Consider the following 25,277-nt stretch of genomic DNA (forward strand, 5'->3'; position numbering starts at 1 on the left):
GCCGATAGCGAAGCAACGGGTAGAACGTCGGAGCGTCAGCGATACGGGCAGGTGAGGAAGGCGGGGCGCGGCGGTCTTGTACTTATGTGACCTCGATCTCGTCGGGCCGGAACGTGCTGGGGAGTCCTCGCTCGACGCGCAGTTCGGTGGGGGTGCACCCGGCCATCGACCGGAACTCGCGTACCAGGTGGCTGTGGTCGGCGTACCCGGTGTCGGCGGCGACGTCGCTGATCGAGCGGGCGGAGCCGAGCAGGCGCACCGCCCGGTCGAACCGCAGCACCCGGGCGCTCGCCTTCGGCCCGAGTCCCGCGTGCCGGCGGAAGCGCTGGACGAAGTGCCGCCTGCTGCACCCGATGTCGTCGACGAGCGCTCCGACCGGGACGAGCCCGCCCGTCGCCACCAGTCGCCGCCAGGCCCAGCCGACCGCGTCGTCGACGGCCGGCGCCCGCTCACGGCGCCGCAGCAGCGCCGCGTCGACCAGCTCGAACCGCGCCGGCCAGTCCGGCGCCGCGGCCAGCTGCTCGACCAGCCGGTCCGCCGGTGCGCCGAGCACGCTGTGCAGGTCCAGCACCCCCGAGCACAGCTCGGCGCCGGCCAGTCCCAGCAGCCGGTAGGCGCCCAACGGGGTGAGGTCGATCTGGACACCGCGCTGCCGCCCGACGTACTCGGTCACCGCGTGGCCGTCGGAGAATCCCGCCACGAAAGACGTCAGCGGCTGCGGGCTGAACCTCCCGGCGCCGTCCACGACCTCGATGGTGTCGCCGAAGCTGACGATGACCGGCACGCGCGGCGCCGGCACCTCTCGCCTGCGCATCGGCGCGACCGCGTGCTCGGCGTAGCCGGTGTAGCCGACGACGTCGTCGCTCAGCGCCGGGTGCGGCAGGCAGCGCGCGAACGCCCACGACACGTCGTCCGCCTCGTGCCGCTGCGCCGTGACCACGCGCTGGCCCACACGACGATTCTCGCGCACGCCGCGGGGCGCGGCCAGCTACGAGGCCGTGACGAGCTCGCGCAGATGCTCGGCGGCGTCGGCGACGGCGACCTCGTGCCGCTCGCCGCTGCGCCGGTCCTTCACCTCGACGACGCCGTCGGCCAGCCCGCGGCCGACCACCACGATCGTCGGCACCCCCACCAGTTCGGAGTCCTTGAACTTCACGCCCGGGCTGACGCCGCGGCGATCGTCGTAGATCACCCGCACGCCGGCGGTGTCCAGTTCGCCGGCCAGCGACTCGGCGGCGTCGAACACCGCGTCGTCCTTGCCCGTCGCCACCAGGTGCACGTCGGCGGGAGCCACCTCGCGCGGCCAGACGATGCCGGCGTCATCGTGCGAGTTCTCCACGATCGCCGCGACGGCACGCGACACGCCGACGCCGTACGAGCCCATGGTCACCGTGACCAGCTTGCCGTTCTCGTCGAGCACCTGCAGGCCCAGTGCCTCGGAGTACTTGCGGCCCAGCTGGAAGATGTGGCCCATCTCGATGCCGCGGGCGGTCTCGAGCGGGCCGGAGCCGTCCGGAGCCGGGTCGCCGTCGCGCACCTCGGCGGCCTCGATGGTGCCGTCGGGGGTGAAGTCGCGACCGCAGACGAGGTCGACGACGTGCTTGCCGTGCCGGTCGGCGCCGGTCACCCAGCGGGTGCCGTCGACGACCCTGGGGTCGACGAGGAACCGGATGCCCGACGTGTTCTTCTCGCCCAGCACGCCGGGGCCGATGTAGCCCTTGGCCAGGCTGGGGTGTGCGGCGAAGTCCGCCTCGGTGAACGGTTCGAGCACCGCCGGGTCCACCTGCGCGCCGAGGCGCTTCTCGTCCACCTCGCGATCGCCGGGGACGCCGACGGCCAGCGGCTCCCGGGTGCCGTCCGGGTGGTGCAGGATGACCAGCACGTTCTTCAACGTGTCGGCGGCCGTCCACGGGCGGTCCTGCCGCGGGAAGCGCGCGTTCAGGTCGTCGACCAGCGTCTCGATGGTCGGCGTGTCCGGCGTGTCCTCCACGTGCGCGGCCGGCGCGTCCTCGTACGGCAGCGGCGCGGGCGCCGGCGTGCGCACGGCCTCGACGTTGGCCGCGTACCCGCCCGGCGAGCGGACGTAGGTGTCCTCGCCGCTCTCGGCGATGGCCAGGAACTCCTCGCTGGCCGAGCCGCCCATGGCGCCCGACATCGCGGCGACGACGACGTAGTCGAGACCCAGCCGGTCGAAGATCCTGATGTAGGCGCCGCGGTGTGCCTCGTACGAGCGCATGAACGCCTCGTCGGACACGTCGAACGAGTACGAGTCCTTCATCACGAACTCGCGCCCGCGCAGGATGCCCGCGCGGGGCCGGGCCTCGTCGCGGTACTTCGTCTGGATCTGGTACAGCGACAGCGGCAGGTCCTTGTAGGACGAGTAGAGGTCCTTCACCAGGAGCGTGAACATCTCCTCGTGCGTCGGCCCCAGCATGTAGTCGCCGCCCTTGCGGTCGACGACGCGGAACAGGGTGTCGCCGTACTCCTCCCACCGGTTGGTCGCCTCGTAGGGCTCACGCGGCAGCAGCGCCGGGAAGTGCACCTCCTGCGCGCCGATCGCGTTCATCTCCTCGCGGACGATCGCCTCGACGTTGCGCAGCACCATGTAACCCAGCGGCAGCCAGGAGTAGATGCCGGGCGCGGCACGCCGGACGTAGCCGGCCCGCACCAGCAGCTTGTGGCTGGCGACCTCGGCGTCGACCGGGTCTTCGCGCAGCGTTCGGAGGAACAGCGTCGACATGCGCAGGACCACGGGCACTCCAGTGAATCTCGGGTCGGTCGGTTCCATGGCCGGAACCAGGGCGGGACGCGGACGAGAATAGCCCCCGCGCCGCCGGTGACGAATCCGGATTCCATCATGGGGCGTCCAGCTGGTCGTCGCCGAGGACGGGAGCGACGTCGCCGCCACCCTGTGGGACGGCTGTGATGCCGCGGTGTCGAGCCGCCTCGCCTACCCCGAGGTTCGCACCGCGCTGGCCGCCGCCCGAGCAGTGGAGCTGACCGACGTCGTCACCGTTCGCAGTGGCCAACTCGCGGCCCGGCACTCCCTGCGCGGCGCCGACGCGGTCCACGTGGCCAGTCTGCTCGCGATCGGCGCGAGCAGCACCCTGTTCGCCGTGTGGGACCAGCGGCTGCGGGCGGGGGCGCAGGCGGCCGGCGTGCCGCTGGCGCCCATGCAACAGGGCGGGCGTGGGTCTCGTTCACCTCGCACCGATCATGCGCAGGCCGTCCCCGTCGCCCCCGAGGTCGTCCACGATGTCACGCGTGCGCCGCAGCGCCTCCCGTAGGCGTGCGGCTCCGGCGGTGCCGGCGTCTCCGCTCGCCAGCGCCGCGGGCACGTCCAGGACCTCGACCGGTGGCTCGTAGGTCTGGTACAGCGGCTGGTACCGCGCCGCGCTGACCGAGAACCGGCCGGAACGGACGTTCTCGGTGAACCGGAACCGGGTGAGCAGGCCCTCGGACTTCGGCCCCGTCGGCTCGGCATGGTTGGCCATCAGGTTGCCCATGCCGTACACGACCCATTCGCCGTCGATGCGCTGCATCGGCTGCACGACGTGCGCGTGGTGACCCAGCAGCAGGTCGATGTCCGGCGACCGGATCAGCTGGGGCGCCAGCGTGCGCTGGAGCTCGCTCGGCTCGTGCACGTACTCGTCGCCCCAGTGCAGCGCCGCCACGACGACGTCGGCGCCGGCAGCGCGGGCGGCGCGAGCGTCCTCGGCGATCGCCGGCCGGTCGATCTCGTTGCTGCGCCAGGTCTCGCCACCGGGGTACGGGATGCCGTTGAACCCGAACGTGTACGACAGCAGGGCCACCCGCACCGGCTCGCCGTCGGTGGCGACCTCCAGCATCGTGGTCCGTTCCGCCTCCTCGGGCGTGCGTGCGGAGCCCGCATGCGCCAGGCCCGCCGCGTCGAGCGTGTCCAGCGTCCGTTCGACCCCCTCCGCGCCCTGGTCGAACGTGTGGTTGGAGGCGGTGGTGCACGCGTCGTAGCCCGTCTCGGCGAGACCGGACGCGACCTGCGGCGGTCCGGCGAACTTGGGGTACCCCTCGTACGGTCCGCCTTTCGGCGCCAACGGCACCTCGAGATGACAGATCGCCACGTCGGCGCCGCGGATCAGCGGCTCGATGTTCGCCAGCTGCGGCGCGAAGTTCATCGCCGCTCCCCCGCCCGCGTCCCGCCGGGCCTGTACCCACAACCGCTCGTGCAGCAGGACGTCACCGGTCGCGGCGAGGGTGAACGTGCGTGGCTTGGCCACCGGGGCGTGGGCGAGCTTCGGACCGGACGGCTCCGGCGTCGCCGGTTCGGAGGCCGACGGCGCGGGCTGCGACGACGCGCCGCCGCCGTCGTCGGTGGTGCACCCCGGCAGTGCCGCCGCGACGATCGCGACGACGAGGACGCGGCGTGCTCGCGCGGCGCTGATCATCGCGCCCCAGTCTGCGCGCCGGGCGGACCCGGACGCCACCCGCGTCCGTCCCCGATCAGAACATGACGGTGGCGAAACAGCCGACCTCGGTGAACCCCACCCGCCGGTACGCCTCGCGCGCGGCGACGTTGTAGTCGTTGACGTACAGCGTCACGGCCGGCGCGATGTCGCGCAACGCGTGCACCGCGACGGCGGCCATCCCGCCGACCGACAACCGCTCGCCGCGCCGCTCCGGCCGGACCCACACGCCCTGCACCTGGCACGCGCGTGGCGTCACGGCGCCGACCTCCGCCTTGAACACGATCCGGCCGTCGTCGAAACGGGCGAAGGCGCGGCCGGCGCGGACCAGTTCGGTCAGCCGCGCCCGGTAGTAGGCGCCGCCGTCGTTCCGCGTGGGAGAGACACCGACCTCCTCGGTGAACATCGCCACCGCGGCCGGGACCAGCACGTCGATCTCGTCGGGACGCACCCGGCGCACCTTCGGGTCCGGCACCTCCGGCGGTGCCGCGTCCAGCCGCATGACCGGCTGGCGCGCCCGGACCTCACGCGCGGGCCCCCACTCCGGGCGCAGCAGGTCCCACATCGCCAGCACCGCTCCGGCCGGTCCCACGATGGACGAGCACCGTCGGCCACGCCGCGCCGCCAGGTCGGCGAACATCCGCACGGCCGCCGGATCGGCGGCGACCGGTACGAGGTTCGCGCCGGAGTAGCACAGCGACCGCAGCTCGCCGTCGTCGTAGTATCCCCACAGCTCACCGCCGAGCCTCGACGGGACCAGCCCGGAGGCGTGCACCCGGGAGGCCACGAAGACGTCCAGGCACGGCGCGCGATCCAGCACGCGCTGCACGTCGTCCAGATCGGCGGGACCCAGTGTTCGTACCGCCGTCGACGTACCCAGCATCGCGGGACCTCCCACACCCCGAGGGCACGGCACGCGCCCTGCGACAAGTGAAGCAGCCCCCCGGTGTTCTGTCAGTCAGCGGTCACCCGACCGTGACACTCGGCTCGCCGCTCGGCGCCTCGTCCATCGTCTCGGCGATGCGCATCGCCTCCTCGATCAGCGTCTCGACGATCTCCGCCTCCGGGACGGTCTTGATGACCTCGCCCTTGACGAAGATCTGCCCCTTGCCGTTGCCGGACGCGACACCGAGATCGGCCTCGCGCGCCTCGCCCGGGCCGTTGACGACGCAGCCCATGACGGCCACCCGCAGCGGGACCTCCATGCCCTCGAGTCCGGCGGTCACCTTGTCCGCCAGCGTGTACACGTCGACCTGGGCGCGCCCGCACGACGGGCACGACACGATCTCGAGCTTGCGCTCACGCAGGTTGAGTGACTGCAGGATCTGGATGCCGACCTTGACCTCCTCGACCGGAGGCGCGGACAGGGACACCCGGATGGTGTCGCCGATACCGCGCGACAGCAGCGTGCCGAAGGCGACCGACGACTTGACGGTGCCCTGGAAGGCCGGGCCCGCCTCGGTGACGCCGAGGTGCAGCGGCCAGTCGCCCCGTTCGGCCAGCAGCTCGTACGCACGGACCATGACGACCGGGTCGTTGTGCTTCACCGAGATCTTGAAGTCGTGGAAGTCGTGCTCCTCGAACAGCGACGCCTCCCACACCGCGGAGTCGACCAGCGCCTCGGGCGTCGGCTTGCCGTACTTCTCCAGCAGCCGTTTGTCCAGCGACCCGGCGTTCACGCCGATGCGCAGCGAGACCCCCGCGTCCTTGGCGGCCGCGGCGATCTCGCCGACCTTGTCGTCGAACTTCTTGATGTTGCCGGGGTTGACGCGCACGGCCGCGCAGCCGGCGTCGATGGCCGCGAACACGTACTTCGGCTGGAAGTGGATGTCGGCGATGACCGGGATCTGGGACTTCTGCGCGATGGCCGGCAGCGCCTCGGCGTCGTCGGCGCTGGGAACCGCGACCCGCACGATGTCGCAGCCGGCCGCCGTCAGCTCCGCGATCTGCTGCAGCGTGGCGTTGATGTCCGTGGTCGGCGTGGTGGTCATGGACTGCACGCTCACCGGCGCGTCCCCGCCGACGTCGACCTTGCCGACGCTGATCTTGCGGGAGGTGCGCCGCGGCGCCAGCACCGGCGGCGGCAACGAGGGCATGCCCAGGGCGACATTCATGGTTTCATTCTCCGTCAGGGGTCAACCGAACAGCCGGACCGGGTTGACGAAGTCGGCGTAGATCAGCAGGGCGCTCATCCCCACCAGCACGACAGCGACTCCGTAGGCGATGGGCAGCGCCTTCGCGACGTCCACCGGGTACGGCTCCGGGCGGCGGAACACCTTCGCGTACGCCCGTTTCAGCGCCTCCCAGAGCGCTCCGGCGGCATGGCCGCCGTCCAGCGGCAGCAGCGGCACCAGGTTCAGCAGCGCGATGGCCATGTTGAACGAGGCGAGCAGCATGAGGAACGTGGCGATGCGCTGTCCGCCGTCCAGCGCGTCCGCCGAGGCGATCTCGCCGCCGATGCGGCCCGCGCCGACGATGCTGACCGGCGTGTCCCTGCCGCGCTCGCCGCCGCCGAACGCGGCGTCCCAGACGTCGACCATCCGCTGCGGGATGTGTGACATCGCCTCCGCGGTGCGGGTGACGAAGTCGCCGGTCCATGCCAGTGTTCCGGCGACGTCCTCGCGCTGGAAGTGCTGGAACGTGGGGGCGATGCCGAGGAAGCTCGTCTGCTGGACGTCACCCGCCTCGTCGCTGGGGTCCGGCCGTTCGGCCACGAGCAGGTCGGGCCGCAGGGTGAGCTGTTCGCCGTCGCGCTCGACGACCACCTCGACCGGCCCGGCGCCGGCGTCGGCGATGGCTTCGGAGACCTCGGGCCACGTCGACACCCGCTGCGAACCGACCGACAGCACCTCGTCGCCCGGCCGGAAGTTCGCCTCGTTGGCCGGCGCGCGGGGGTCGCTGGGAGCACAGTCGGTCCGGTTCTCCGACGCCGGGATCACGCACTCGTTGACCGAGCTGATGACCGGCGAGTACACCGGCTTTTCCGGGTTGCCGAACGTCATGAGCACGCTGCCGGCCAGCAGGACGGCCAGCACCACGTTCATGGCCGGACCGCCGAGCATGACGATGAGCTTCTTCCACCAGGCCTTGCGGTAGAAGACGCGGTCCTCGTCGCCGGGGCCGATCTCTTCGCGCGAGGAGTTGCGCGCGTCGCGGGCCATGGTCTGGAACAGCCCCGTGCTGGACTGGCGCAGCTCGCTGGAACGCCCACCCAGTTCCGGCGGGAACATGCCGATCATGCGGACGTAGCCGCCCAGCGGGACGGCCTTGACGCCGTACTCGGTCTCACCGCGCCGGCGCGACCAGATGGTCTTGCCGAAGCCGACCATGTACTGCGAGACCTTGACGCCGAACAGCTTGGCCGGCACGAGGTGCCCGACCTCGTGCAGCGCGATGGAGAGCATCAGCCCGACGAAGAACAGCACGATGCCGACGACGGCGAGCAGATCCATTCAGCGTCCTTCTTCCGATCCCACGATCTCGAGGGCGCGCGCCCGCGCCCAGGCCTCGGTGGCGACCACGTCCTCGATGCTCACCGCGTCACCGCCACCGTACTCGCCCAGGATACGGCCGACCGTGTCGACGATGCCGGTGAAGGCGAGCCGGCCGGCGAGGAAGGCGTGCACGCCCTCCTCGTTGGCCGCGTTGTAGACCGCCGGGGCGAGACCGCCGCGGACGCCGGCCTCCCGCGCCAGCGACACGGCGGGGAACGCCGCGTCGTCGAGCGGGCGGAACTCCCACGTCGAGGCCGTCGTCCAGTCGCAGGCCGGCGCGGCGCCGGGGACCCGCTCGGGCCAGGCCAGCGCCAGCGCGATGGGGATCCGCATGTCCGGAGGGCTCGCCTGCGCCAGCGTGGACCCGTCGACGAACTCGACCATCGAGTGCACGATCGACTGCGGGTGCACCACCACGTCGATGGCCTCGAACGGCAGGTCGAACAGCAGGTGCGTCTCGATGACCTCGAGCCCCTTGTTGACCAGCGTCGCGCAGTTGACGGTGATGACCGGGCCCATGGACCACGTGGGGTGCGCGAGCGCCTCGTCCGGCGTCACCGCGGCGAGCTCGTCACGGTGACGGTCGCGGAACGGTCCGCCGCTGGCGGTGAGGACGAGCCGGCGCACCTCGTCGGCCGTTCCGCCGCGAAGTCCCTGGGCCAGCGCGCTGTGCTCGCTGTCGACCGGGACGATCTGGCCCGGGGCCGCCGCTGCCTTGACGAGCTGGCCTCCGGCGATCAGCGACTCCTTGTTCGCCAGGGCGAGCCGCCGGCCCGCCTTCAGCGCCGCGAGTGTCGGCGCCAGACCGATGGACCCGGTGATGCCGTTGAGCACGACGTCGCATTCGCGACCGGCGAGCTCGGCGGCGGCGTCCGGGCCGGCGATGATCTCGGGCAATCGGAACTGCCCGGTGTTGTACCCGTGCTTCTGCGCCTCGGCGTAGAACGCCAGTTGCAGGTCCTCGACGGCGCCGGCGCGGGTCACCGCGACCGTCTGCACGCCCAGCTCGAGGGCCTGCGCCGCGAGCGCCGCCGGGTCGTTGCCACCCGCGGCCACCCCCACCACCCGGAACCGCTCCGGGTTGCGGCGGACGACGTCGACCGCCTGGGTGCCGATGGAACCCGTCGAACCGAGGATCACGACGTCTCTGGGGGTGTCCATGCCGACCATTGTCCCCCAGCATCGCCGCGAGGTGGCCGGCCCGAGCGGCCCCACCGATCGCGCCCGTAATGCCCGAAAAATGGACTAGAAATCCAAGATCAACATTGGTAGGACGTTCGTGAAATGATCGCAGCGAACGAAGAAACGTCCGTCGCGCCCGAAGGTTGCGCAAAGATCTTCAGCAAGGTCTCGATCCCATATAGACCACAGGGCGTTCGTTCCCTACACAGGTCCAGACCATTGACGCCGGGTGACACCGATGGTAGACCAACCGGCCAACAGGTCTATGGACCCGCGCCACGGGCACCAGCGCCCCGACGTCGGCAAGCCATGCCCTACATTCAATTCCTCGACTTCGATTGCGAGGTACCCGCATCATCATGGCGACAACTGTGATCCGTACCCGTCCGGGCAAGCTCGCCGTCGGCGGTGCCGCACTCGCGATGGCACTCACCGGGGTGGCCGCAGGCGCTCCGGCCGCACAGGCAGACAACGAGGAGAAGACGACACTGACCGTCGCGGTGTCGCAGGAGGTGGACAGCCTCAGCCCGTTCCAGGCCGTGCGCGTCATCACCACCAGCATGCACCGCTGGATGTACGACTTCCTGACCAACTACGACCCGCAGACCGGCGAGACCATTCCGGCGCTCGCCGAGTCGTGGGAGTCCTCCGACGACGGCCTGACCTGGACCTACCACATCCGTGAGGAAGCCACCTGGAGCGATGGCGAGCCGGTCACCGCCGAGGACGTCGCGTGGACGTTCAACACGATGATGACCGACCCCGACGCCGCCGAGGCCAACGGCAACTTCGTCGAGAACTTCGAGACGGTCACCGCGACCGACGAGTACACCGTCGAGATCCAGTTGTCGCAGCCGCAGGTCACGATGCTCGCGCTGGACGTGCCGATCCTGCCGGAGCACATCTGGTCCGAGGTCGACGACTACGGCGAGTTCAACAACGACCAGGACTTCCCGATCGTCAGCAACGGTCCGTGGATCCTCACCGACTACCAGCCGAACCAGACGATCACGTTCGAGGCCAACGAGGACTACTGGCGCGGGGCGCCCAAGTTCGACGAGCTGGTGCTGCGGACCATCAACGACGCCGACGCCCAGGTCGAGGCGTTGCGCGCCGGCGAGGTCGATTTCGTCAGCGGACTGACCCCCGCCCAGTTCACCGCGCTCGAGGGCGCGGAGAACATCACCGTCAACCAGGCCGACGGCAAGCGGTTCCAGGGCATGACCCTCAACCCGGGCGCACAGCTGCAGGACGGCACCCCGTTCGGTGACGGCCACCCTGCCCTGCAGGACCCGGTCGTGCGTGAGGCGCTGGTGCACACCATCAACCGCGAACAGATCTACGAGGTCGCCTACGGCGGCTTCGGCGAGCCCAACGGCGGCTACATACCCTCGCGCTACGACACCTTCCACTGGGAACCCTCCGGCGACGTCGTCAACGCGTTCGACATCGACCAGGCGAACCAGCTGCTCGAGGACGCCGGGTACACGATGGGCGACGACGGCATCCGGGTCTCGCCGGAGGGCCGGCCGCTGTCGTTCCGGTTCAACGTGCACGCCGACCGGCCGCAGTTCGTCCAGGCTGCGCAGATGATGGCCGAATGGGCGGGGCAGGCCGGGATCGAGCTGAAGGTCGAGCCGGTCTCCGAGGTCGGGTCACTGCTCGACGCCGGCACGTACGACATCCTCACCACCGGGTGGAGCGTCAACCCGGACCCGAACTACGTGCTGTCCATCAACCTGTGCTCCGGCCTGCCGACCGAGATCGGCGGCGCGTACCTGTCCGACGCGTACTTCTGCAACGAAGAGTACGACCAGCTGTACCAGCAGCAGCTCGCCGAGCTCGACCGCGACGCCCGCGCCGACCTCGTCCACCAGATGCAGCGGATCCTGTACGAGGAGAACGTCTTCGTCGTCTGGGGTTACGCCGACACGCTCGAGGCCTACCGCAGCGACGTCATCGCCGAGATGACGCCGCAGCCGGACCCTGGCGGCAACTACTACGGCCAGGACGGCTACTGGAGCTGGTGGTCCGCCGTTCCCGCCGGCGAAGCGGGCGGAGGCGACGGCGGCGACGCGTCCGCAGCCTCCGGCGGTGACGACGGCGGCAGCAACACCGGCGTCGTCGTCGGCGTGATCGTCGTGGCCGTGATCGTCCTGGCCGGGGTGTTCCTGCTGGTGCGTCGCCGCGCGGCCACGGCCGACGAGCGAGAGTAAGGAGCCGGATGGCCGGCCCAGCCGACACGGACCTGGTCCCGCACTCCCCCGAGGAGGGGGTGCGGGACCGGTCCGGTCTGTACAGCACCGCACGCTACGTCGGCGCCCGTCTCGGCGGGTCGCTGGTGTCGTTGTTCGCGGTGATCGTCACGAGTTTCTTCCTGTTCCGCATCATCCCCGGCGACCCGGTAGACGCGATGACGCACGGCCGGCCGGTCAGCATCGAGCAGAAGCAGCAGCTGCGACGGGAGTTCGGGCTCGACGACCCGCTGTACCAGCAGTTCCTGGACTACCTCTGGGGCGTCGTCCGGCTCGACTTCGGGCAGTCGTTCCAGTTCAGCCGGCCGGTCACGGAGCTGATCGGCGAGCGGCTGTGGCCCACGCTGCTGCTGGTCGGCACGGCCGTGGCGATCTCCGCGCTGATCGGGCTGACCCTCGGTGTCAACGGCGCCTGGCGGCACGGCAGCACCAGCGACCGCGTCAACACCGGGCTCGCGCTGACGCTGTGGTCGGTGCCGAGCTTCTGGCTCGGGCTGATCCTCATCGTCGTGTTCTCCTCCACCCTCGGCTGGTTCCCCACCAGCGGCATGCGCACCGAAGGCGTGTCCGGCTGGGAGGCCGTCCCGGACGTCGCCCATCACATGGTGCTCCCGGTGGTGACGCTGGTCGCGGTGCTGTACGCGCAGTATCTGATGATCATGCGCTCGTCGCTGCTGGACGAGATGGGCTCGGACTACATCGTGACCGCCCGCGCGAAAGGGCTGCGCGACGCACTGGTGCGCCGCCGGCACGCGGTCCCGAACGCGTTGCTGCCCACGGTCACGCTGATCTTCGTCAACCTCGGGTTCGTGGTCTTCGGCTCGGTGCTGGTCGAGACGATCTTCTCGTGGCCCGGGCTGGGCCAGCTGTTCTACTCCGGCCTGAACGTCCCCGACCTGCCGCTGGTGCAGGGACTGTTCGTCTTCTTCTCGGCGGCGGTGATCCTGATGAACCTGCTCGCGGACCTGTTGTACCCGGTCATCGATCCGAGGGTGCGGCCATGACGGCGCCGGAGACCATCAGCACGAGCAGCCCGCGGCGGCTGACCTGGGCGCGACGGCGGCGCTCGGCGGCGCAGTTCTGGCAGCAGTACCGCCGCAACCGTGGCGGCATGTTCGGGCTCGTGGTCCTGCTGCTGTTCGTCGCCACCGCGCTGCTGGCGCCGTGGATCGTCGGCCAGGACGCACTGAGCGTCACCCGCCCGCCGGGCGCACCACTGCAGGGGCCCAGTCAGGCGTTCCTGCTCGGCACCGACCGTTCCGGGCGATCCGTGCTCGACCTCATCATCTGGGGCTCGCGGGTGTCGCTGACGGTCGGGTTCTGGGCGACGTTCATCTCGATCACGTTCGGCGCGCTGCTCGGGATCGCCGCAGGCCACTTCCACGGCTGGATCTCCACCGTGATCATGCGGGTGACCGACTGGTTCCTCGTGATGCCGTCGCTGGTCCTGGGCGTCGCGCTCGCGGCCGTCCTGGGCCGCAGCCTGACGACCATCATCATCGCCATCGGCGTGACCGCCTGGCCGACCACCGCGCGGCTCGTGCGTGCCCAGACCCTGGCCGTCGAAGCACGTCCGTACATCGAACGCGCGCATGCGCTCGGCGGCGGGCACTGGCACGTGATGAGCCGGCACGTGCTGCCGAACGTCATGCCGATCGTGCTCGCCCAGACCACGCTCATGGTGGGAACCGCCATCCTCACCGAGTCCACCTTCGCCTTCCTCGGCCTCGGCGACCCGACGACTGCCTCGTGGGGCGGCACCATCCAGGCCGCCCGGGATGTCGGCGCCGTCAGCGCCCGCATGTGGTGGTACATCCTGCCGCCGGGCATCGCGATCGTGCTGGTCGTGCTCGCGTTCACACTGTGCGGGCGCGCCATCGAAGGCGTGCTCAACCCGAAACTGAGGGAGCGCCGCTCGTGACAGACTCCACCGTGCTCGAGGTCGACGACCTCTCGGTCACCTACCGCAGCGGCTCCGGCGAGGTGCCGGCCGTGCGCGGCGTCAGTTTCGGCATCGCCGCCGGCGAGAAGCTGGGGCTTGCGGGCGAGTCCGGGTGCGGCAAGTCGACCATGGCGCTGGCGATGCTCCGGCTGCTGCCCAAGTCGGCACGGATGACCGGGCGGATCCTGTTCGACGGCGACGACGTGCTCGACATGACGTGGGGCCGGCTGCGCGCGGTCCGCTGGGCCGGCGCCTCCATCGTGTTCCAGGGCGCCATGCACTCGCTCAACGCCGTGCAGCGCATCGGCACCCAGATCGCCGAGCCGATGTACCTGCACGAGAAGGTCACCGAGAGCGAGGCGCAGCGCCGGGTCGGCGAGCTGCTCGAGCAGGTCGGGCTGCCGACCCGCCGGGCGGACGCGTTCCCGCACGAGCTCTCCGGCGGGCAGCGCCAGCGCGTCATGATCGCGATGGCGCTGGCGTGCAACCCGTCGCTGATCATCGCCGACGAGCCGACCACCGCCCTGGACGTGATGATCCAGGCGCAGATCCTCACCCTGATCGAGTCGCTGGTCTCCGAGCACGGCATCGCACTGCTGATGATCAGTCACGACCTGTCCGTGCTCGCCGACACGTGCGACCGGCTCGCCATCATGTACGCCGGGCGCATCGTCGAGGAAGGACCGTCGCAGCGGGTGTTCACCTCCCCGAACCACCCGTACAGCGCCGCGCTGTCCACGGCGTTCCCGACCATCGGCGACCCCGCGTCGCGGCGCAACCCGGGCGGGCTGGCCGGTGATCCGCCGGACCCGGCCGATCTGCCCACCGGCTGCGCGTTCCATCCGCGCTGCCCCTCGCGGCTGGAGCACTGCTCCTCGGTCGTGCCCGAGCTGTGGCCGGCCGGCGACGACACCAGGGCCGCATGCGTGCTGACGTTGAGCGATCAGGGCCGCTCGCTCGCCTCGACCACGAAGGAGACCGTGTGAGCACCCCGATCCTGTCCGCGGACGGCGTGCGGGTGGAGTTCGAGGCACGCCGCGGCCCGGAACGCGCACGTGCCGTCGACGGCGTGAACCTGGACATCCATGCCGGTGAGATCGTCGCGCTCGTCGGCGAGTCCGGCTGCGGCAAGACCACATTGGCGCGGACCCTGCTCGGGCTGGAGCGTCCCACGGCCGGAACCGTCCGCCACCACGGCGAGCCGCTGAGCTACACCAGCAAGGCCCTGAAGGCCTACCGGCGTGCGGTGCAGCTGGTGTTGCAGGACCCGAGCGGCTCGCTCAATCCACGGCACACCGTGTACGACGCCGTCGCCGAAGGGCTGCGTATCCACGGTGACGTCGGGAACGAGAGCGAGCGGGTGGCCTCCGCGCTGTCCCGTGCCGGGCTCCGGCCGCCGGAGCGGTTCTTCCTGCGCTACCCGCACGAGCTCTCCGGCGGGCAGCGCCAGCGCGTCGTCATCGCCGGCGCCCTGGTCCTCGAGCCGCATCTCATCGTCGCCGACGAGCCCGTCGCCTCGCTCGACGCGTCGGTGCGCGGCGAGATCCTGGCGCTGATGCTGAAGCTGCGCGACGAGCTCGGGCTGGCGGCCATGGTGGTCACCCATGACCTCGGGCTGGCGTGGAACATCGCCGACCGGGTCGCGGTGATGTATCTCGGCCGGGTGGTCGAGACCGGGCCGGTCGAGAAGATCCTCACGGCGCCCGAGCACCCGTACACGCAGGCGCTGCTCTCCGTCCTACCGGAGTCCGGCGCGGACGAGCCGGTGGTCCTGCAGGGCGAGCCGCCCGACCCGACCCGGATCCCCGGTGGGTGCCGGTTCCACGTCCGTTGCCAGGTCCTGGCCGGCGGCGACGCGACCGGCGCCGGCGTGGCCGATCGATGCCGGAACGACGACCCGGCGGAGCTGGCCGGAGGCACCACCACCCAGGTCGCCTGCCACTACGCCCACGCCGCCAAGTAACCCCTCGCCCCGCGCGCGGGCCGCGAATGATCCACGTTGTTGAAGCATGGATGGAATTCCATGCGTCACCACCCTTGCAGGCCTCGTGACGCATGCACTCGCCTCGTGATGGCTCCGGCTCACCTTTCCTTCACACGGTGAGCTGGGACATCAGGTGTTCGCCTTCGGAGATGACCCAGTACTCGCTGAACGCGCCGCCGGCGAAGCGCAAGATGTCGTGACCGCGGAACTCGACCGGCGTTCCGGCCGGCGCCGTGGCTCCCGGCAGCGCGCGCTCACCGCCGGCGTAGCGACCGCGTCCGACCCATCGAGCGGCGACGAGATCGCCGGAGGTGATCGGGCCGACCTCGATCTCGAAACGCAGCCCGTCGAACGGCAGCCGCCCGGCCCGGACCACGCCCGCCAGCGCGGCGGCGCCACGTACCATCTCGGGCGCTCCGGGCCAGCTACCGACGAAGTCCCGAGCCACCAGCCCGGACGCGACGTCCTCGAGATCGTCCAGCGGTCCGTTCCACAGCTGGTCGATCCATGCCTGGTACGCCGCGGCCGCGTCACCGTACGGCGGGTCCACGTCCATCCGAGGTCACCTCGTCACCGTCACGAGCACGGTTCGGAACGGCCGGGCTCTGGCAGCCCAGCTCTGATCATGGCGAACGCCTGGTCGACGAGGTCGATCAGGCCGACGTCGCGCCGCGTCGCCCACAGATCGTAGGCCGTCTTGAGGGCGTTGGCCGCCGCGCTGGCCACGAGGTGCGGGTACATGTCGTACCCGGCGTCCGTGCCGGTGCGTGCCGCGACCACGGACGCGAACCGGATGCGCATACCGTCCAGGGCGGCGAGCTGGCTGGCCAGGACCGCGGGGTTGCCGGCGAACATCTCGAACTGGGCCGCGATACGCTCACGGGCCTGCGGTGACGCGTCGACGGAGCCCACGATGACGTCGCGGAGCGCATCCCAGATCGGCTCGTCCGCGGGACGTTCCTGCAGCCGGTCGGTCAGGTTCCACCCGAAGTCGACCACGGAGGCGACCATGGCCTCCTCGCGGCTGGAGAAGTAGTTGTGGAACGTACGCGGCGACACGTCCGCCTCGGCGGCGATGGCTTCGACGGTCACGTGGTCGGCGCCGTGTTCGATGGCCAGCCGACTCGCCGCGGCGGCCAACGCGGCCCGCGTCGCCGCCTTCTTCCGCTCGCGTAGACCTCTCTCACAGGACACGCGGGGCATGGTAACTCGTTTCTTGCAGCACGTGCATACATTCGCACCGAGAAAACTTGCACGGGACCTGGTGCAGGACGAACCCGCCGGGCAGCGGACCAAGGGGCGGCCGGACCGAGGTCCGGCCGCCCCTTCGAAGCAGGCGTCGTGTCGGCTCAGCTCGGCGCCGGCTCCAGCTCCGGCTCCTTGTCCTCCTCGAGGTACCGCGTGAGCTTCTCACCCTCGACGTCGACGTCCGGCAACAGCCGGTCCAGCCATCGCGGCAGGTACCAGGCCCGACTGCCGAGCAGCGTCATCACCGCCGGCACGACCGTCATCCGCACCACGAAGGCGTCGAAGGCGACCGCCGCGGCCATCGCGAGCCCGATCTGGGTGATGAAGTCCTCGCTACTCAGGATGAATCCCGAGAACACGCCGATCATGATGATCGCGGCCGCCGTGACCACGCGGGAGCCGTGCTGGAACCCGACGACCACCGACTCCGTGGGCCCGGCGCCGTGCACGTGCTCCTCACGCATCCGGGTGACGAGGAAGACCTGGTAGTCCATGGCCAGCCCGAAGACCACCCCGATCAGGAAGATCGGCAGCATGCTGACGATCGGGCCGGTCTGCTCGATGCCGAACAGGCCGCTCAGCCAGCCCCACTGGAACACCGCGACGATGGCCCCGAACGTGGCTCCCATGGTGAACAGGAAGCCCACAGCGGCCTTGAGCGGCACCAGCAGCGACCGGAACACCAGCGTCAACAGGATGAACGACAGCCCGACCACCAGCGAGAGATACGGCAACAGCGAGTCGGCCATCTTCTCCGAGAAGTCGATGTTGATGGCGGTCGTGCCGGTGACCGCGACCGCGGCGCCGGTCGACCCGGTGATCTGCTCGCCGGCATCGCGGATGTCGTGCACCAGGTCCTCGGTCGCGGCGCTGCTCGGCTCCGAGTCGGGGACGACGTTGATGATCGCGGTGTCGCCGGCTTCGTTGAACATCGGCGGAGCCGCCCGCACGACGCCGTCGGTCTCGCTCAGCGTGGCGTGGAACTGTTCGGCCGCCGCCCTCGGATCGTCGCTCTCGGTGCCGTCGACGACGACCATGAGCGGCCCGTTGAATCCGGGGCCGAACCCCTCGGCGGTGAGGTCGTAGGCCTTGCGCTGGGTCGTGTCGGCCGGCAGGCTGCCGGCGTCGGGAAGCCCGAGGCGCAGGTCGGTCACCGGCGCCGCCACCGCGATCAGCGCTGCCAGCGCGAGGACCAGCACCGGCAACGGCCGCCGCGCGACCAGTCCGGCCCAGCGCCGTCCCAGCGTCGGCTTGCCCTCGTCGGACTCCGGGTCCCGCGACTTCAGGCCGGGGATCTTCCCGCCGAGCACCCGGTGCTTGGCGAAGCCCAGCAGGGCGGGCAGCAGGCTCAACGCGATGATGACCGCGATCCCGACGGTGAACGCAGCGGCGAGACCCATCTCGGTCAGCATCGGGATGTTCACGACCGACAGTCCGGCGAGCGCGATCATGACGGTCAGCCCGGCGAAGACCACGGCCGACCCGGCGGTGCCGACCGCGCGTCCGGCCGCCTCCTCGCCACTGCGCCCGATGGACAGCTCGTGCCGGTACCGGGACACGATGAACAGCGCGTAGTCGATACCGACGGCGAGGCCGAGCATCGTCGCCAACGTCGGCGTACTGGTCCCGATGTCGATGAACCCGCTGGCGGCGGTGATCGCCGAGATGCCGATACCGATGCCGAGGATCGCCGTCAGCAGTGGCATGCCCGCGGCGATGAACGATCCGAAGGTGATCACCAGGACGATGGCCGCGATACCGATACCGATCATCTCGGTACCGCCCTCGACCTCGTTGTTCTGTGCAGCATCGCCGCCGAGTTCGACGGTCAGCCCGGCGTCACGGCCGGTGTCGGCGGCTTCGAACAGCGCGTCCTTGGCCTCGTCGGTGAGGTCGAAGACCTGGACGCCGTAGGTCACCTCGGCGAAGCCGATCTGCCCGTCCTCGGCGACCGTTCCCGCCTGGAACGGGTCGGCGACGCTGACCACCTGCGGGGCGTCCGCGAGCTCGCCCACCACGTCGGAGACGACCGACTGGTTCTGCGGCTCGGACAGCGTCTCGCCCTCGGGTGCGGCGAAGACGACACGCGCCGAGGCGCCGTCGGCGTTGGCCCCCGGGAACCGCTCGTCGAGCAGGTCGAACGCTTCCTGGGACTCGGTGCCAGGAATGGAGAACGAATCGCTGGTCGGCCCGGACAGCGTGGACGCGCCGACCCCGAACAGCACCGCCAGGAGGAGCCATGCGGCCCCCACCACGCGGCGACGTCGATAGGAGAACCGGCCGAGCCGGTACAGGAATGTCGCCACCTTGAAGACTCCAGATTGTGTGTGTACAGCGACGTCAGAACACCAGAACGAACCTGTGAGCCGACTGAGAGCCGCACCGGTGAGACATCACCCACACCCTCGTAGGCCTGACCCCCGTGACCGTCCCCCACGGTCATCTGCCTGTGGTTCGCGCGTTGACACTAACTCACATCTTGCACGCGCCGCAAATCTGCAACACAAGAAAGTTGTCGTGTCACGCACAATTCACTCGCGGGTTCCCGCGGCGTCGTCCCGTACAGGCGTTGGTCACCATGTCGTCGCATGTTTCGGGCGAGATGGTCACCTCTGCGGCGTATCGTGCTGATCATGGCTTTTCGTCGACGCTCTCCCGCGCGCTCCCTTGCCTCGAAGCCGTCCCTGGCGGCGGTGCTGTCGCTCACGATCGTGCCGCTCGCCCTGGTCGCGCCGACTGCCGGAGCCGATCCGGACGACCGTCACCCCGCCGGCGACGGTGACGCTGCCGGCACCGGTGCCCACGACGTGGCCGGTGACGCCGCCGGCGACGGTGACGTCGCCGCGCCCCCGCGTCCGGGCCATCACCGGCTGTGGCGGGAGAGCTTCAACGGGCTCGCCGACGATCTCGCCCGCACCGACGGCTACACCCACGAGGGACCCCGGCACTGGTCCGTCGAGATCGACCCGTCCATGACCGGTGCCGGCGTCGCCGCCTGGCGGGGCTGGAGCTTCACCACCCGCGAGTTCTGGGTCGACGCCGAAGACCAGAAGCGAGGCCGGTTCGGCCGTGCCGACCAGGTCATCGCCGTCGCCGACAGCGACGAGTACGCCGACACCACGGACGCCCCGGACGGGTTCGACAGCACGCTCGTCTCCGCGCCCGTCCGTGTCCGCGGCCGCGACCGCCTGGAACTGACGTTCGACTCGCACTACCGCCAGTGGGCCGGTCAGGCCGCCACCGTGACCGTCGAGTTCGACGGCAGCGGCGAGCAGACGACGCTGATGCGCCGCGACGAGACGAACACCGCGCAGGACGACCCCGCGCTGATCAACGGCACCGAGGTCCTCGCGTTCGACGTTCCGGACGGCGCCCGGCAGGCGGTGTTCCGCTGGCGCCTCGAGGCACCGCGCAACTCGTGGTACTGGGCCATCGACAGTGTCGCCGTCCGGACACCGCTGCCCCAGGCCGACCCGGACGACGCCACCTCGCTGTGGGTGGTCAGCGACATCCAAGGGCACCCGGGCGATCTGGCGCACGGACTGCGCGACCTGCACGACGTACGCCCCGACGCGTCCGGGCTGCTGATGGTCGGCGACCTCGTCAACAGCGGCGCCGCCCCCGAGTGGCGAGAGATCGACGACGTCATGGCCGGCGCCGCCGGCATCACCCCGGACCCGGTCGTCGCCGCCATCGGCAACCACGAGAGCTACTCCGACGAGAGCTGGGACACGCAGAAGGGCCGGTTCCTCGACTTCGCCCGCCGCGACAAGGTCTGGGGCGAGTACGTCCTGCACGGCGACGGCGGCGACGTTCCGGTGCTGGTGCTCGGCCAGGAGTACCCGCGACCGCCCGAGGTCGGGATGTCCGACGAGCAGGTGGCGTGGTTCGACGAGCGGCTCGACTACTGGACGCGCCAGCGCAAGCAGGTCGTCGTCATCACCCATTTCCCGCTCGGCGACACCGTCTCCGCGTCCTGGATCCCCTGGTACCACGAGCACCACGGCCGCAACGACCAACTGACCCGGATCCTCGGCGACCATCCGAACGCCGTGCTGCTCACCGGGCACACCCATTACCCGTTCGAGTCGGGCGACTGGGCGGTGCGTCGCCGCGTGCCGGGCGGGCACCCCGACGGGTTCGTCGCCGTCAACACCGGCGCGATGCACGTCGAATGGGACGCGCGCGGCGAGAGCACGGAAGGCATCTCCGAGGTCGTGACCCGCGACATCAACCGTGGCCTCACCCTCGACGTGCACTCCGACCGGATCGTCGTGAACGCGCGTGACTTCGGCCTGCCCGACGCCGACGGCGACAACGACGTCAACGACGTCCTCCGCACGGTCGAGATCGGCAATCCGCTGCTCCCCACCGGCCGCCGCTGACGCCGGCGCCCGTGAGACGGGCCTTGATGTTCGCTCACCCCGGCACTTAAGGTCGCCCTCCCCGCACTTTCTACGATTGGGTGACAAAGATGGCCGTTGACTTTCAGAAGTTGAGCCGCCGTCGGCTGCTCCAGAGCACCGGAGCAGCCGCGCTGGCCCTGACGTCCGGAGCAACCACCATCGCGGCCGCGGCACCGAGCACCCGCGGCGCGCGCCCCGTGCCGCCCGGCAAGATCGGATTCGGCCTGTACTCGGTACGCACCATGCTGGCCGAGGACCCCGAGGCCACCCTCGCGATGCTCGCCGACGCCGGATACTCCGAGATCGAGCCTGCCTACGACTACGGCAACCGCACACCCGCCGAGTTCCGCCGGATCGCCGACGACAACGGGCTGCGCGTCATCGGCAGCCACCACAACCCGTTCGACTTCCGCGGCGACCTGGCGGAGCAGACGTTCGAACGGGCCGCCACCCTGGGACAGAAGTACGTCGGCGTCTCGTACATGGACGGCGACGAGACACCCGACGGGTACCGGCGGATGGCCGAGGAGATGAACCAGTGGGGTGAGGCGGCGCAGAGCTACGGGTTGCGCTGGTACGCGCACCTGCACGACAACGAGTTCTTCCCCGACCCCGAGACCGGCGGCACGTTGTTCGACATCTGGCTCGAGCACGCCGACCCGAACCTCGTCTGGTTCGAACTGGACCTCTACTGGATCCTCAGCGCCGGCGTCGACCCCGCGCCGTACCTCGATGCGCACGAGGAGCGGTTCCCGCTGCTCCACCTCAAGGACGGCACGCCGACGGAGGGGCTGGAGTCCGACCTCGGTGCCGGAACCGTGGATTTCCCGGGGATCCTCTCGCACCTGCGGCACCCGGGCGCGCACAGCTACATCATCGAACGCGACGAGCAGCCGCACCCGGTACGGACCGCGAACGTGTCGTACGACTATCTCCGCGGACTGCGCTTCACGCCGTTGAAGTAACTCCGGGCGCGGGCAGCCGCAACCGACCGAGCGGTGAGCGCCCCTGAGGCCGCAGGGGCTGCCACCGCGACGGGTCACAGCAGGGCGGGGCCGTCCAGGGTGAGTGTCCCGGCGTCGGCGTCGAGCGTCGCCGGGACACCCAGCGGCACGGTGATGGAGCTGTCGCAGTGCCCGAACCCGAGATCGGCGACGATCGGCACGCCCAGCCCACCGAGCCGGTCGAGCACCACGTCGTCCACCGGCTCGCAGTCCTTCCACGACCCCAGCGCCACCCCGGCGACACCGTCGAACCAGCCGGCCCGCAGCAGATGGGTCAGGAACCCGTCCAGCCGGTACGCCTTCTCGCCCACGTCCTCGAGCAGCACGATGCCGCCGGCGGCGCCGGGTTGCGCGGTCGGCGTGCCGATCTCGCCGGCCAGCAGGCTCAGGCAGCCGCCGACCGTCACGCCGGACGCCGTCCCCGGAACGAGCGTCCGCGCCTCCGGCGAGGTCAGCTCGCGCGCGTCGTCGGGTTCGAACAGCGTGCGGTAGAGCAGGTCGGCCGTCCGCGCGTCCTCGACGAACATGGACGCACCGGCCATCGGCCCGTGCACGGTGACGACGCCGAGCCGGCTCGCGAACGCCGAGTGCAGCGCGGTGATGTCGCTGAAGCCGACGAACACCTTCGGCTCCGCCGCGGCCATCGCGTCCCAGTCCAGCAACTCCGAGAGCCGCTGCACGCCGTATCCGCCCCGCGCGCAGACGATGCCCGCGACGTCCGGGTCGCACCAGGCTTGCTGCAGGTCACGGGCGCGGTCCTCGTCGGTGCCGGCGAGGTAGTCGAAGCGCGGGTGCCGGTCGAGCACGTGCGGCGCGACGACCACGTCCAGGCCCCAGCCGCTCAGGATGCGCACGCCCTTGTCCAGCCGGTCCTCCGGGACGGGGCCGCTCGGGGACACGATCACCACCCGGTCGCCGGGCGTCAGCCGGGGCGGGCGACGCAACGGCGTCAGGCCCATCGGTCCACCTTCTCTCGGTCTCGCATGATCAGCGGACAAGGGTGAGCTCCGGAAGGTCGTCCGCCGGGGTGAACCCGAAGACCTGCGCGTACAGCGACAGTTCGGCGTGCAACGTGGCCACGATGGTCTCCTTGCGCCGGAAGCCGTGCTGCTCGCCCTCGAACGTGAGATACGCGTGCGGCACGGCGGTGCCGGCGGTGCCGGCGGTGCCGGCGATGCTGGCGACGAACCGCTCGCACTGCGCCGGCGGGCAGATCTCGTCCTCGAGGCCCTGTAGCAGCACGAACGGCGCCGAGACCCGCTCCGGGTGCGTCACCGGCGAGCGCTCCCGGTACCGCTCGGCCTCCTGCGGCCACGGCCCCACCAACGACTCGAGGTACTGCGACTCGAAGTCGTGCGTGCCGCCGGTGCGGAACTCGGTCAGGTCGACCACCGGGTACATGATGGTCGCGCACGCGAACACGTCACTGAACACCAGCGCCGCCGCCGACGTCCACCCGCCCGCGCTGCCCCCGCGGATGCCCAGCCGCGCCGGGTCGGCCGCGCCCTCGTCCACCAACGCGATCGCGGCAGTCACGCAGTCGTCGACGTCGACCACACCCCAGTTCCGGCGCAGCCGGTCGCGGTAGGCGCGGCCGTGCCCGGTGGAGCCGCCGTAGTTGACCTCGACGACGCCGATGCCGCGGCTGGTGAAGAACGCCACCTCCAGGTCGTGGACCAGCGGGACGCGGCCGGTCGGCCCGCCGTGCGCGAACACGACGTACGGCGCCGGCTCACCGTCGGGAGCGGTGACGTGCGGGTTCTGCGGAGGATGGACGATGGCGTGCACCTCGCGCCCGTCAGGCCCGGTGAACGTCCGCGGCCGCGACGCCGGCAGCACGGCCCGGATCTCGCCGCGGTCCTCACCGCCCACGACGACGCTCTCGTCCACGGCGCCGCCCACGCCGGGCACGGCGATCTCGAACGGGGTGGACGGCCCGCCCGCCACCCCGACCGGAACACCGTCGACGGTGGTCAGCGTCGGCGCCCATTCGGTGTAGTCGCCGGCGGCCGGCTCCTCCAGCTTGCCGGTGGCCGGGTCGAGGATGCCGAGGCTGGTGGTCGCGCGGCCGTGGATCACCGCCAGCCGGCCATCCGGCAGCGGCTCGAACCAGCGCATGCCGAGCTGCCACAACGGCCCCGCGAACTCCTCGGCGCGGGGGCACAGCTCGTCCGCCTCCGCGCGGCCGTCGGCACCGACGCGCAGGCGCCGCAGGTTCCACCATCCGCTCGCGTCACCGGCCAGGACCAGCGTGTCCGCAGCGATCCACTCGGCCTGGGCGATCGACTCGTCCGGCCCGCCCGCCACGGTGACCGGAGCGCCGACGGTGCCGTCGTCGTCGATGACGGCCACCCGCAGCTCGGCGCCGTCCCACGGCATGTTCGGGTGCTCCCAGCCGATCCACGCGAGCAGCCGCCCGTCGGGCGACGGGCGCAGGCAGGCCAGGAAGTGCCGGTCGACGACGAGTTCACGGATCGCCGACGCGTCGTCCGCGCCCGACCCGTCCAGCGGGACCGCGACGACGGATCGCCGGACGTCGGTGGGCTCCGGGCCGGTGTGCTCCTCGCGGACGCACCACACCTCGTGCGCGTCCGGCGCGAGCACCGGCTCGGCGTAGCGCCACCCGGACGGGCGCGACGGAACCGGCGTCAGCGGCCACGGCTCCCCCGCGGCGTCCGGGTCGAGCCGGTACAGCCGCTGGTCGGAGAACTCGGCGAACACGACATCGTGCCTGTCCTGGCCGGGGTGGCCGTCCTGGCCGGCCGAAGCGGGGACGGGCAGGTAGGCCAGGCCCCCGTACTCGTGGACGCGGGTGCGGACGTTCCACGGCGCCGGCACGACGACCTCCGGCTCACTCCACCCGGCCGGGCCCACCGCACGCGCCTCGTCGCGGCGGGCGCGCAGCAGCGCCGATCGGCCGCCCTGCGCGGGCATCGGCCGCACCCACCACAGGAACCCGCCGGCGTGCGTCAGCCAGCCCGGCCGGCCGTCGTGCTCGGCGGTCAGCTCCGCGCCGATGGGAGACGGCCAGCTTCCGTACGGTGCGATCCGGCTCACGGGGTTACTCCCTCGTCGTCACTGCTGTCGATTTGCGTTTGCCGGCAATGCCTGGGACGGCCTCGAACCAGCAACGATGTGGCGGCCGGGCGCGACCGGCTCCCCGAAATGATCAGGTGACACTTCCGCGCCGCCAAGCGTCATCCGGTCACCTGATCGTTCTACGTCCATTCCTCGAGACACGATCAGATGACTGGGCGTGCCCATGTCGCTGTCGTCTGTCACCTGATCGCCGCCGCGAGAACGATCAGGTGACGAAACGG

General features: G+C 70.8%; 19 protein-coding genes and 1 pseudogene. 8 read left to right on the forward strand and 12 right to left on the reverse strand.

What is annotated here, in order from left to right; translation table 11 throughout:
• Nucleotides 1–82: 82 nt before the first annotated feature.
• Together CLV30_RS18550 and CLV30_RS18555 are read right to left on the reverse strand one after the other, a co-directional pair.
• Nucleotides 83–952 carry a helix-turn-helix domain-containing protein gene (locus tag CLV30_RS18550; protein ID WP_106538718.1) on the reverse strand — a complete coding sequence of 290 codons (870 nt, stop codon included), beginning with the start codon at nucleotides 950–952 and terminating at the stop codon, nucleotides 83–85.
• Between the two features lie 36 nt (nucleotides 953–988).
• The gene (locus CLV30_RS18555) at nucleotides 989–2,740 is read right to left on the reverse strand and encodes a proline--tRNA ligase (RefSeq protein WP_240723211.1); all 1,752 of its coding nucleotides are present in this window, start codon (nucleotides 2,738–2,740) and stop codon (nucleotides 989–991) included.
• A gap of 103 nt (nucleotides 2,741–2,843) precedes the next feature.
• On the opposite strand from CLV30_RS18555, the pseudogene CLV30_RS18560 reads away from it, so the two are divergent.
• A pseudogene (locus CLV30_RS18560) lies at nucleotides 2,844–3,179 on the forward strand (type II toxin-antitoxin system VapC family toxin); the annotation flags it as partial.
• A 21-nt stretch (nucleotides 3,180–3,200) separates the two neighbouring features.
• Here the strand turns inward: CLV30_RS18560 and CLV30_RS18565 are convergent.
• The 5 genes from CLV30_RS18565 to dxr all read right to left on the reverse strand — a co-directional run bounded on the left by CLV30_RS18565 (nucleotide 3,201) and on the right by dxr (nucleotide 9,097).
• Nucleotides 3,201–4,463, reverse strand: a complete 1,263-nt coding sequence (locus CLV30_RS18565) for a CapA family protein (protein ID WP_106538720.1) — start codon at nucleotides 4,461–4,463, stop codon at nucleotides 3,201–3,203.
• A 16-nt stretch (nucleotides 4,464–4,479) separates the two neighbouring features.
• Nucleotides 4,480–5,325, reverse strand: a complete 846-nt coding sequence (locus CLV30_RS18570; RefSeq protein ID WP_106538721.1) for a GNAT family N-acetyltransferase — start codon at nucleotides 5,323–5,325, stop codon at nucleotides 4,480–4,482.
• 82 nt (nucleotides 5,326–5,407) lie between these two features.
• Complete coding sequence (gene ispG, locus CLV30_RS18575) at nucleotides 5,408–6,556, reverse strand: flavodoxin-dependent (E)-4-hydroxy-3-methylbut-2-enyl-diphosphate synthase (RefSeq protein ID WP_106538722.1); 1,149 nt, start codon at nucleotides 6,554–6,556, stop codon at nucleotides 5,408–5,410.
• A 21-nt stretch (nucleotides 6,557–6,577) separates the two neighbouring features.
• Entirely contained in the window at nucleotides 6,578–7,894 is a 1,317-nt protein-coding gene (locus CLV30_RS18580; protein WP_106538723.1) for a M50 family metallopeptidase, read from the reverse strand.
• Complete coding sequence (gene dxr / locus CLV30_RS18585; RefSeq protein ID WP_106538774.1) at nucleotides 7,895–9,097, reverse strand: 1-deoxy-D-xylulose-5-phosphate reductoisomerase; 1,203 nt, start codon at nucleotides 9,095–9,097, stop codon at nucleotides 7,895–7,897. It abuts the gene before it with no gap.
• 380 nt (nucleotides 9,098–9,477) lie between these two features.
• Between dxr and CLV30_RS18590 the strand changes: the two genes are divergently transcribed.
• The 5 genes from CLV30_RS18590 to CLV30_RS18610 are packed head-to-tail and all read left to right on the forward strand — an operon-like array spanning nucleotide 9,478 to nucleotide 15,278.
• Nucleotides 9,478–11,334, forward strand: coding sequence for an ABC transporter substrate-binding protein (locus CLV30_RS18590; protein WP_106538724.1), 1,857 nt, complete (start codon nucleotides 9,478–9,480; stop codon nucleotides 11,332–11,334).
• 8 nt (nucleotides 11,335–11,342) lie between these two features.
• Nucleotides 11,343–12,377 carry an ABC transporter permease gene (locus CLV30_RS18595; protein ID WP_106538725.1) on the forward strand — a complete coding sequence of 345 codons (1,035 nt, stop codon included), beginning with the start codon at nucleotides 11,343–11,345 and terminating at the stop codon, nucleotides 12,375–12,377.
• Entirely contained in the window at nucleotides 12,374–13,294 is a 921-nt protein-coding gene (locus CLV30_RS18600) for an ABC transporter permease (protein ID WP_129710915.1), read from the forward strand. The genes CLV30_RS18595 and CLV30_RS18600 overlap by 4 nt, the downstream gene beginning before the upstream one ends.
• Complete coding sequence (locus CLV30_RS18605; protein ID WP_205740612.1) at nucleotides 13,291–14,301, forward strand: ABC transporter ATP-binding protein; 1,011 nt, start codon at nucleotides 13,291–13,293, stop codon at nucleotides 14,299–14,301. The genes CLV30_RS18600 and CLV30_RS18605 overlap by 4 nt, the downstream gene beginning before the upstream one ends.
• Nucleotides 14,238–15,278 carry an ABC transporter ATP-binding protein gene (locus CLV30_RS18610; RefSeq protein ID WP_106538726.1) on the forward strand — a complete coding sequence of 347 codons (1,041 nt, stop codon included), beginning with the start codon at nucleotides 14,238–14,240 and terminating at the stop codon, nucleotides 15,276–15,278. Before CLV30_RS18605 ends, CLV30_RS18610 begins: the two co-directional genes overlap by 64 nt.
• Nucleotides 15,279–15,408: 130 nt before the next feature.
• Here the strand turns inward: CLV30_RS18610 and CLV30_RS18615 are convergent, their stop codons facing one another.
• The 3 genes from CLV30_RS18615 to CLV30_RS18625 all read right to left on the reverse strand — a co-directional run bounded on the left by CLV30_RS18615 (nucleotide 15,409) and on the right by CLV30_RS18625 (nucleotide 18,853).
• Nucleotides 15,409–15,855, reverse strand: coding sequence for an ester cyclase (locus CLV30_RS18615; protein ID WP_106538727.1), 447 nt, complete (start codon nucleotides 15,853–15,855; stop codon nucleotides 15,409–15,411).
• 20 nt (nucleotides 15,856–15,875) lie between these two features.
• On the reverse strand, nucleotides 15,876–16,493 hold the full coding sequence (locus tag CLV30_RS18620; RefSeq protein WP_106538776.1) for an acyl-CoA-like ligand-binding transcription factor: 618 nt from the start codon (nucleotides 16,491–16,493) through the stop codon (nucleotides 15,876–15,878).
• 155 nt (nucleotides 16,494–16,648) lie between these two features.
• Nucleotides 16,649–18,853: an MMPL family transporter gene (locus tag CLV30_RS18625; protein ID WP_106538728.1), complete on the reverse strand. Its 2,205-nt coding sequence runs from the start codon at nucleotides 18,851–18,853 to the stop codon at nucleotides 16,649–16,651.
• A 327-nt stretch (nucleotides 18,854–19,180) separates the two neighbouring features.
• Here CLV30_RS18625 and CLV30_RS18630 point away from each other — a divergent pair, with 327 nt between their 5' ends.
• Nucleotides 19,181–20,932, forward strand: coding sequence for a metallophosphoesterase family protein (locus tag CLV30_RS18630; protein ID WP_205740614.1), 1,752 nt, complete (start codon nucleotides 19,181–19,183; stop codon nucleotides 20,930–20,932).
• An 89-nt stretch (nucleotides 20,933–21,021) separates the two neighbouring features.
• Nucleotides 21,022–21,918, forward strand: coding sequence for a sugar phosphate isomerase/epimerase family protein (locus CLV30_RS18635; protein WP_106538729.1), 897 nt, complete (start codon nucleotides 21,022–21,024; stop codon nucleotides 21,916–21,918).
• 74 nt (nucleotides 21,919–21,992) lie between these two features.
• Here the strand turns inward: CLV30_RS18635 and CLV30_RS18640 are convergent, their stop codons facing one another.
• Together CLV30_RS18640 and CLV30_RS18645 are read right to left on the reverse strand one after the other, a co-directional pair.
• A complete protein-coding gene (locus CLV30_RS18640) occupies nucleotides 21,993–22,916 on the reverse strand; it encodes a S66 peptidase family protein (protein ID WP_106538730.1) in 924 nt (307 codons plus the stop codon).
• Nucleotides 22,917–22,944: 28 nt separating this feature from the next.
• Nucleotides 22,945–25,014 (reverse strand): S9 family peptidase, encoded by a 2,070-nt coding sequence (locus tag CLV30_RS18645; protein ID WP_106538731.1) that lies wholly within the window; start codon nucleotides 25,012–25,014, stop codon nucleotides 22,945–22,947.
• Nucleotides 25,015–25,277 lie beyond the last annotated feature (263 nt).

This window comes from Haloactinopolyspora alba (assembly GCF_003014555.1).
GTDB lineage: Bacteria > Actinomycetota > Actinomycetes > Jiangellales > Jiangellaceae > Haloactinopolyspora > Haloactinopolyspora alba.

Bases quoted from the DNA above. Each gene is read 5' to 3' on its own strand.
- CLV30_RS18555 (WP_240723211.1), bottom strand. From the start codon at position 2,740: ATGTCGACGCTGTTCCTCCGAACGCTGCGCGAAGACCCGGTCGACGCC.
- CLV30_RS18595 (WP_106538725.1), top strand. From the start codon at position 11,343: ATGGCCGGCCCAGCCGACACGGACCTGGTCCCGCACTCCCCCGAGGAG.
- CLV30_RS18630 (WP_205740614.1), top strand. From the start codon at position 19,181: ATGGCTTTTCGTCGACGCTCTCCCGCGCGCTCCCTTGCCTCGAAGCCG.
- CLV30_RS18590 (WP_106538724.1), top strand. From the start codon at position 9,478: ATGGCGACAACTGTGATCCGTACCCGTCCGGGCAAGCTCGCCGTCGGC.
- CLV30_RS18600 (WP_129710915.1), top strand. From the start codon at position 12,374: ATGACGGCGCCGGAGACCATCAGCACGAGCAGCCCGCGGCGGCTGACC.
- dxr (WP_106538774.1), bottom strand. From the start codon at position 9,097: ATGGACACCCCCAGAGACGTCGTGATCCTCGGTTCGACGGGTTCCATC.
- CLV30_RS18580 (WP_106538723.1), bottom strand. From the start codon at position 7,894: ATGGATCTGCTCGCCGTCGTCGGCATCGTGCTGTTCTTCGTCGGGCTG.
- CLV30_RS18615 (WP_106538727.1), bottom strand. From the start codon at position 15,855: ATGGACGTGGACCCGCCGTACGGTGACGCGGCCGCGGCGTACCAGGCA.
- CLV30_RS18610 (WP_106538726.1), top strand. From the start codon at position 14,238: ATGCGTGCTGACGTTGAGCGATCAGGGCCGCTCGCTCGCCTCGACCAC.
- CLV30_RS18635 (WP_106538729.1), top strand. From the start codon at position 21,022: ATGGCCGTTGACTTTCAGAAGTTGAGCCGCCGTCGGCTGCTCCAGAGC.
- ispG (WP_106538722.1), bottom strand. From the start codon at position 6,556: ATGAATGTCGCCCTGGGCATGCCCTCGTTGCCGCCGCCGGTGCTGGCG.
- CLV30_RS18570 (WP_106538721.1), bottom strand. From the start codon at position 5,325: ATGCTGGGTACGTCGACGGCGGTACGAACACTGGGTCCCGCCGATCTG.
- CLV30_RS18640 (WP_106538730.1), bottom strand. From the start codon at position 22,916: ATGGGCCTGACGCCGTTGCGTCGCCCGCCCCGGCTGACGCCCGGCGAC.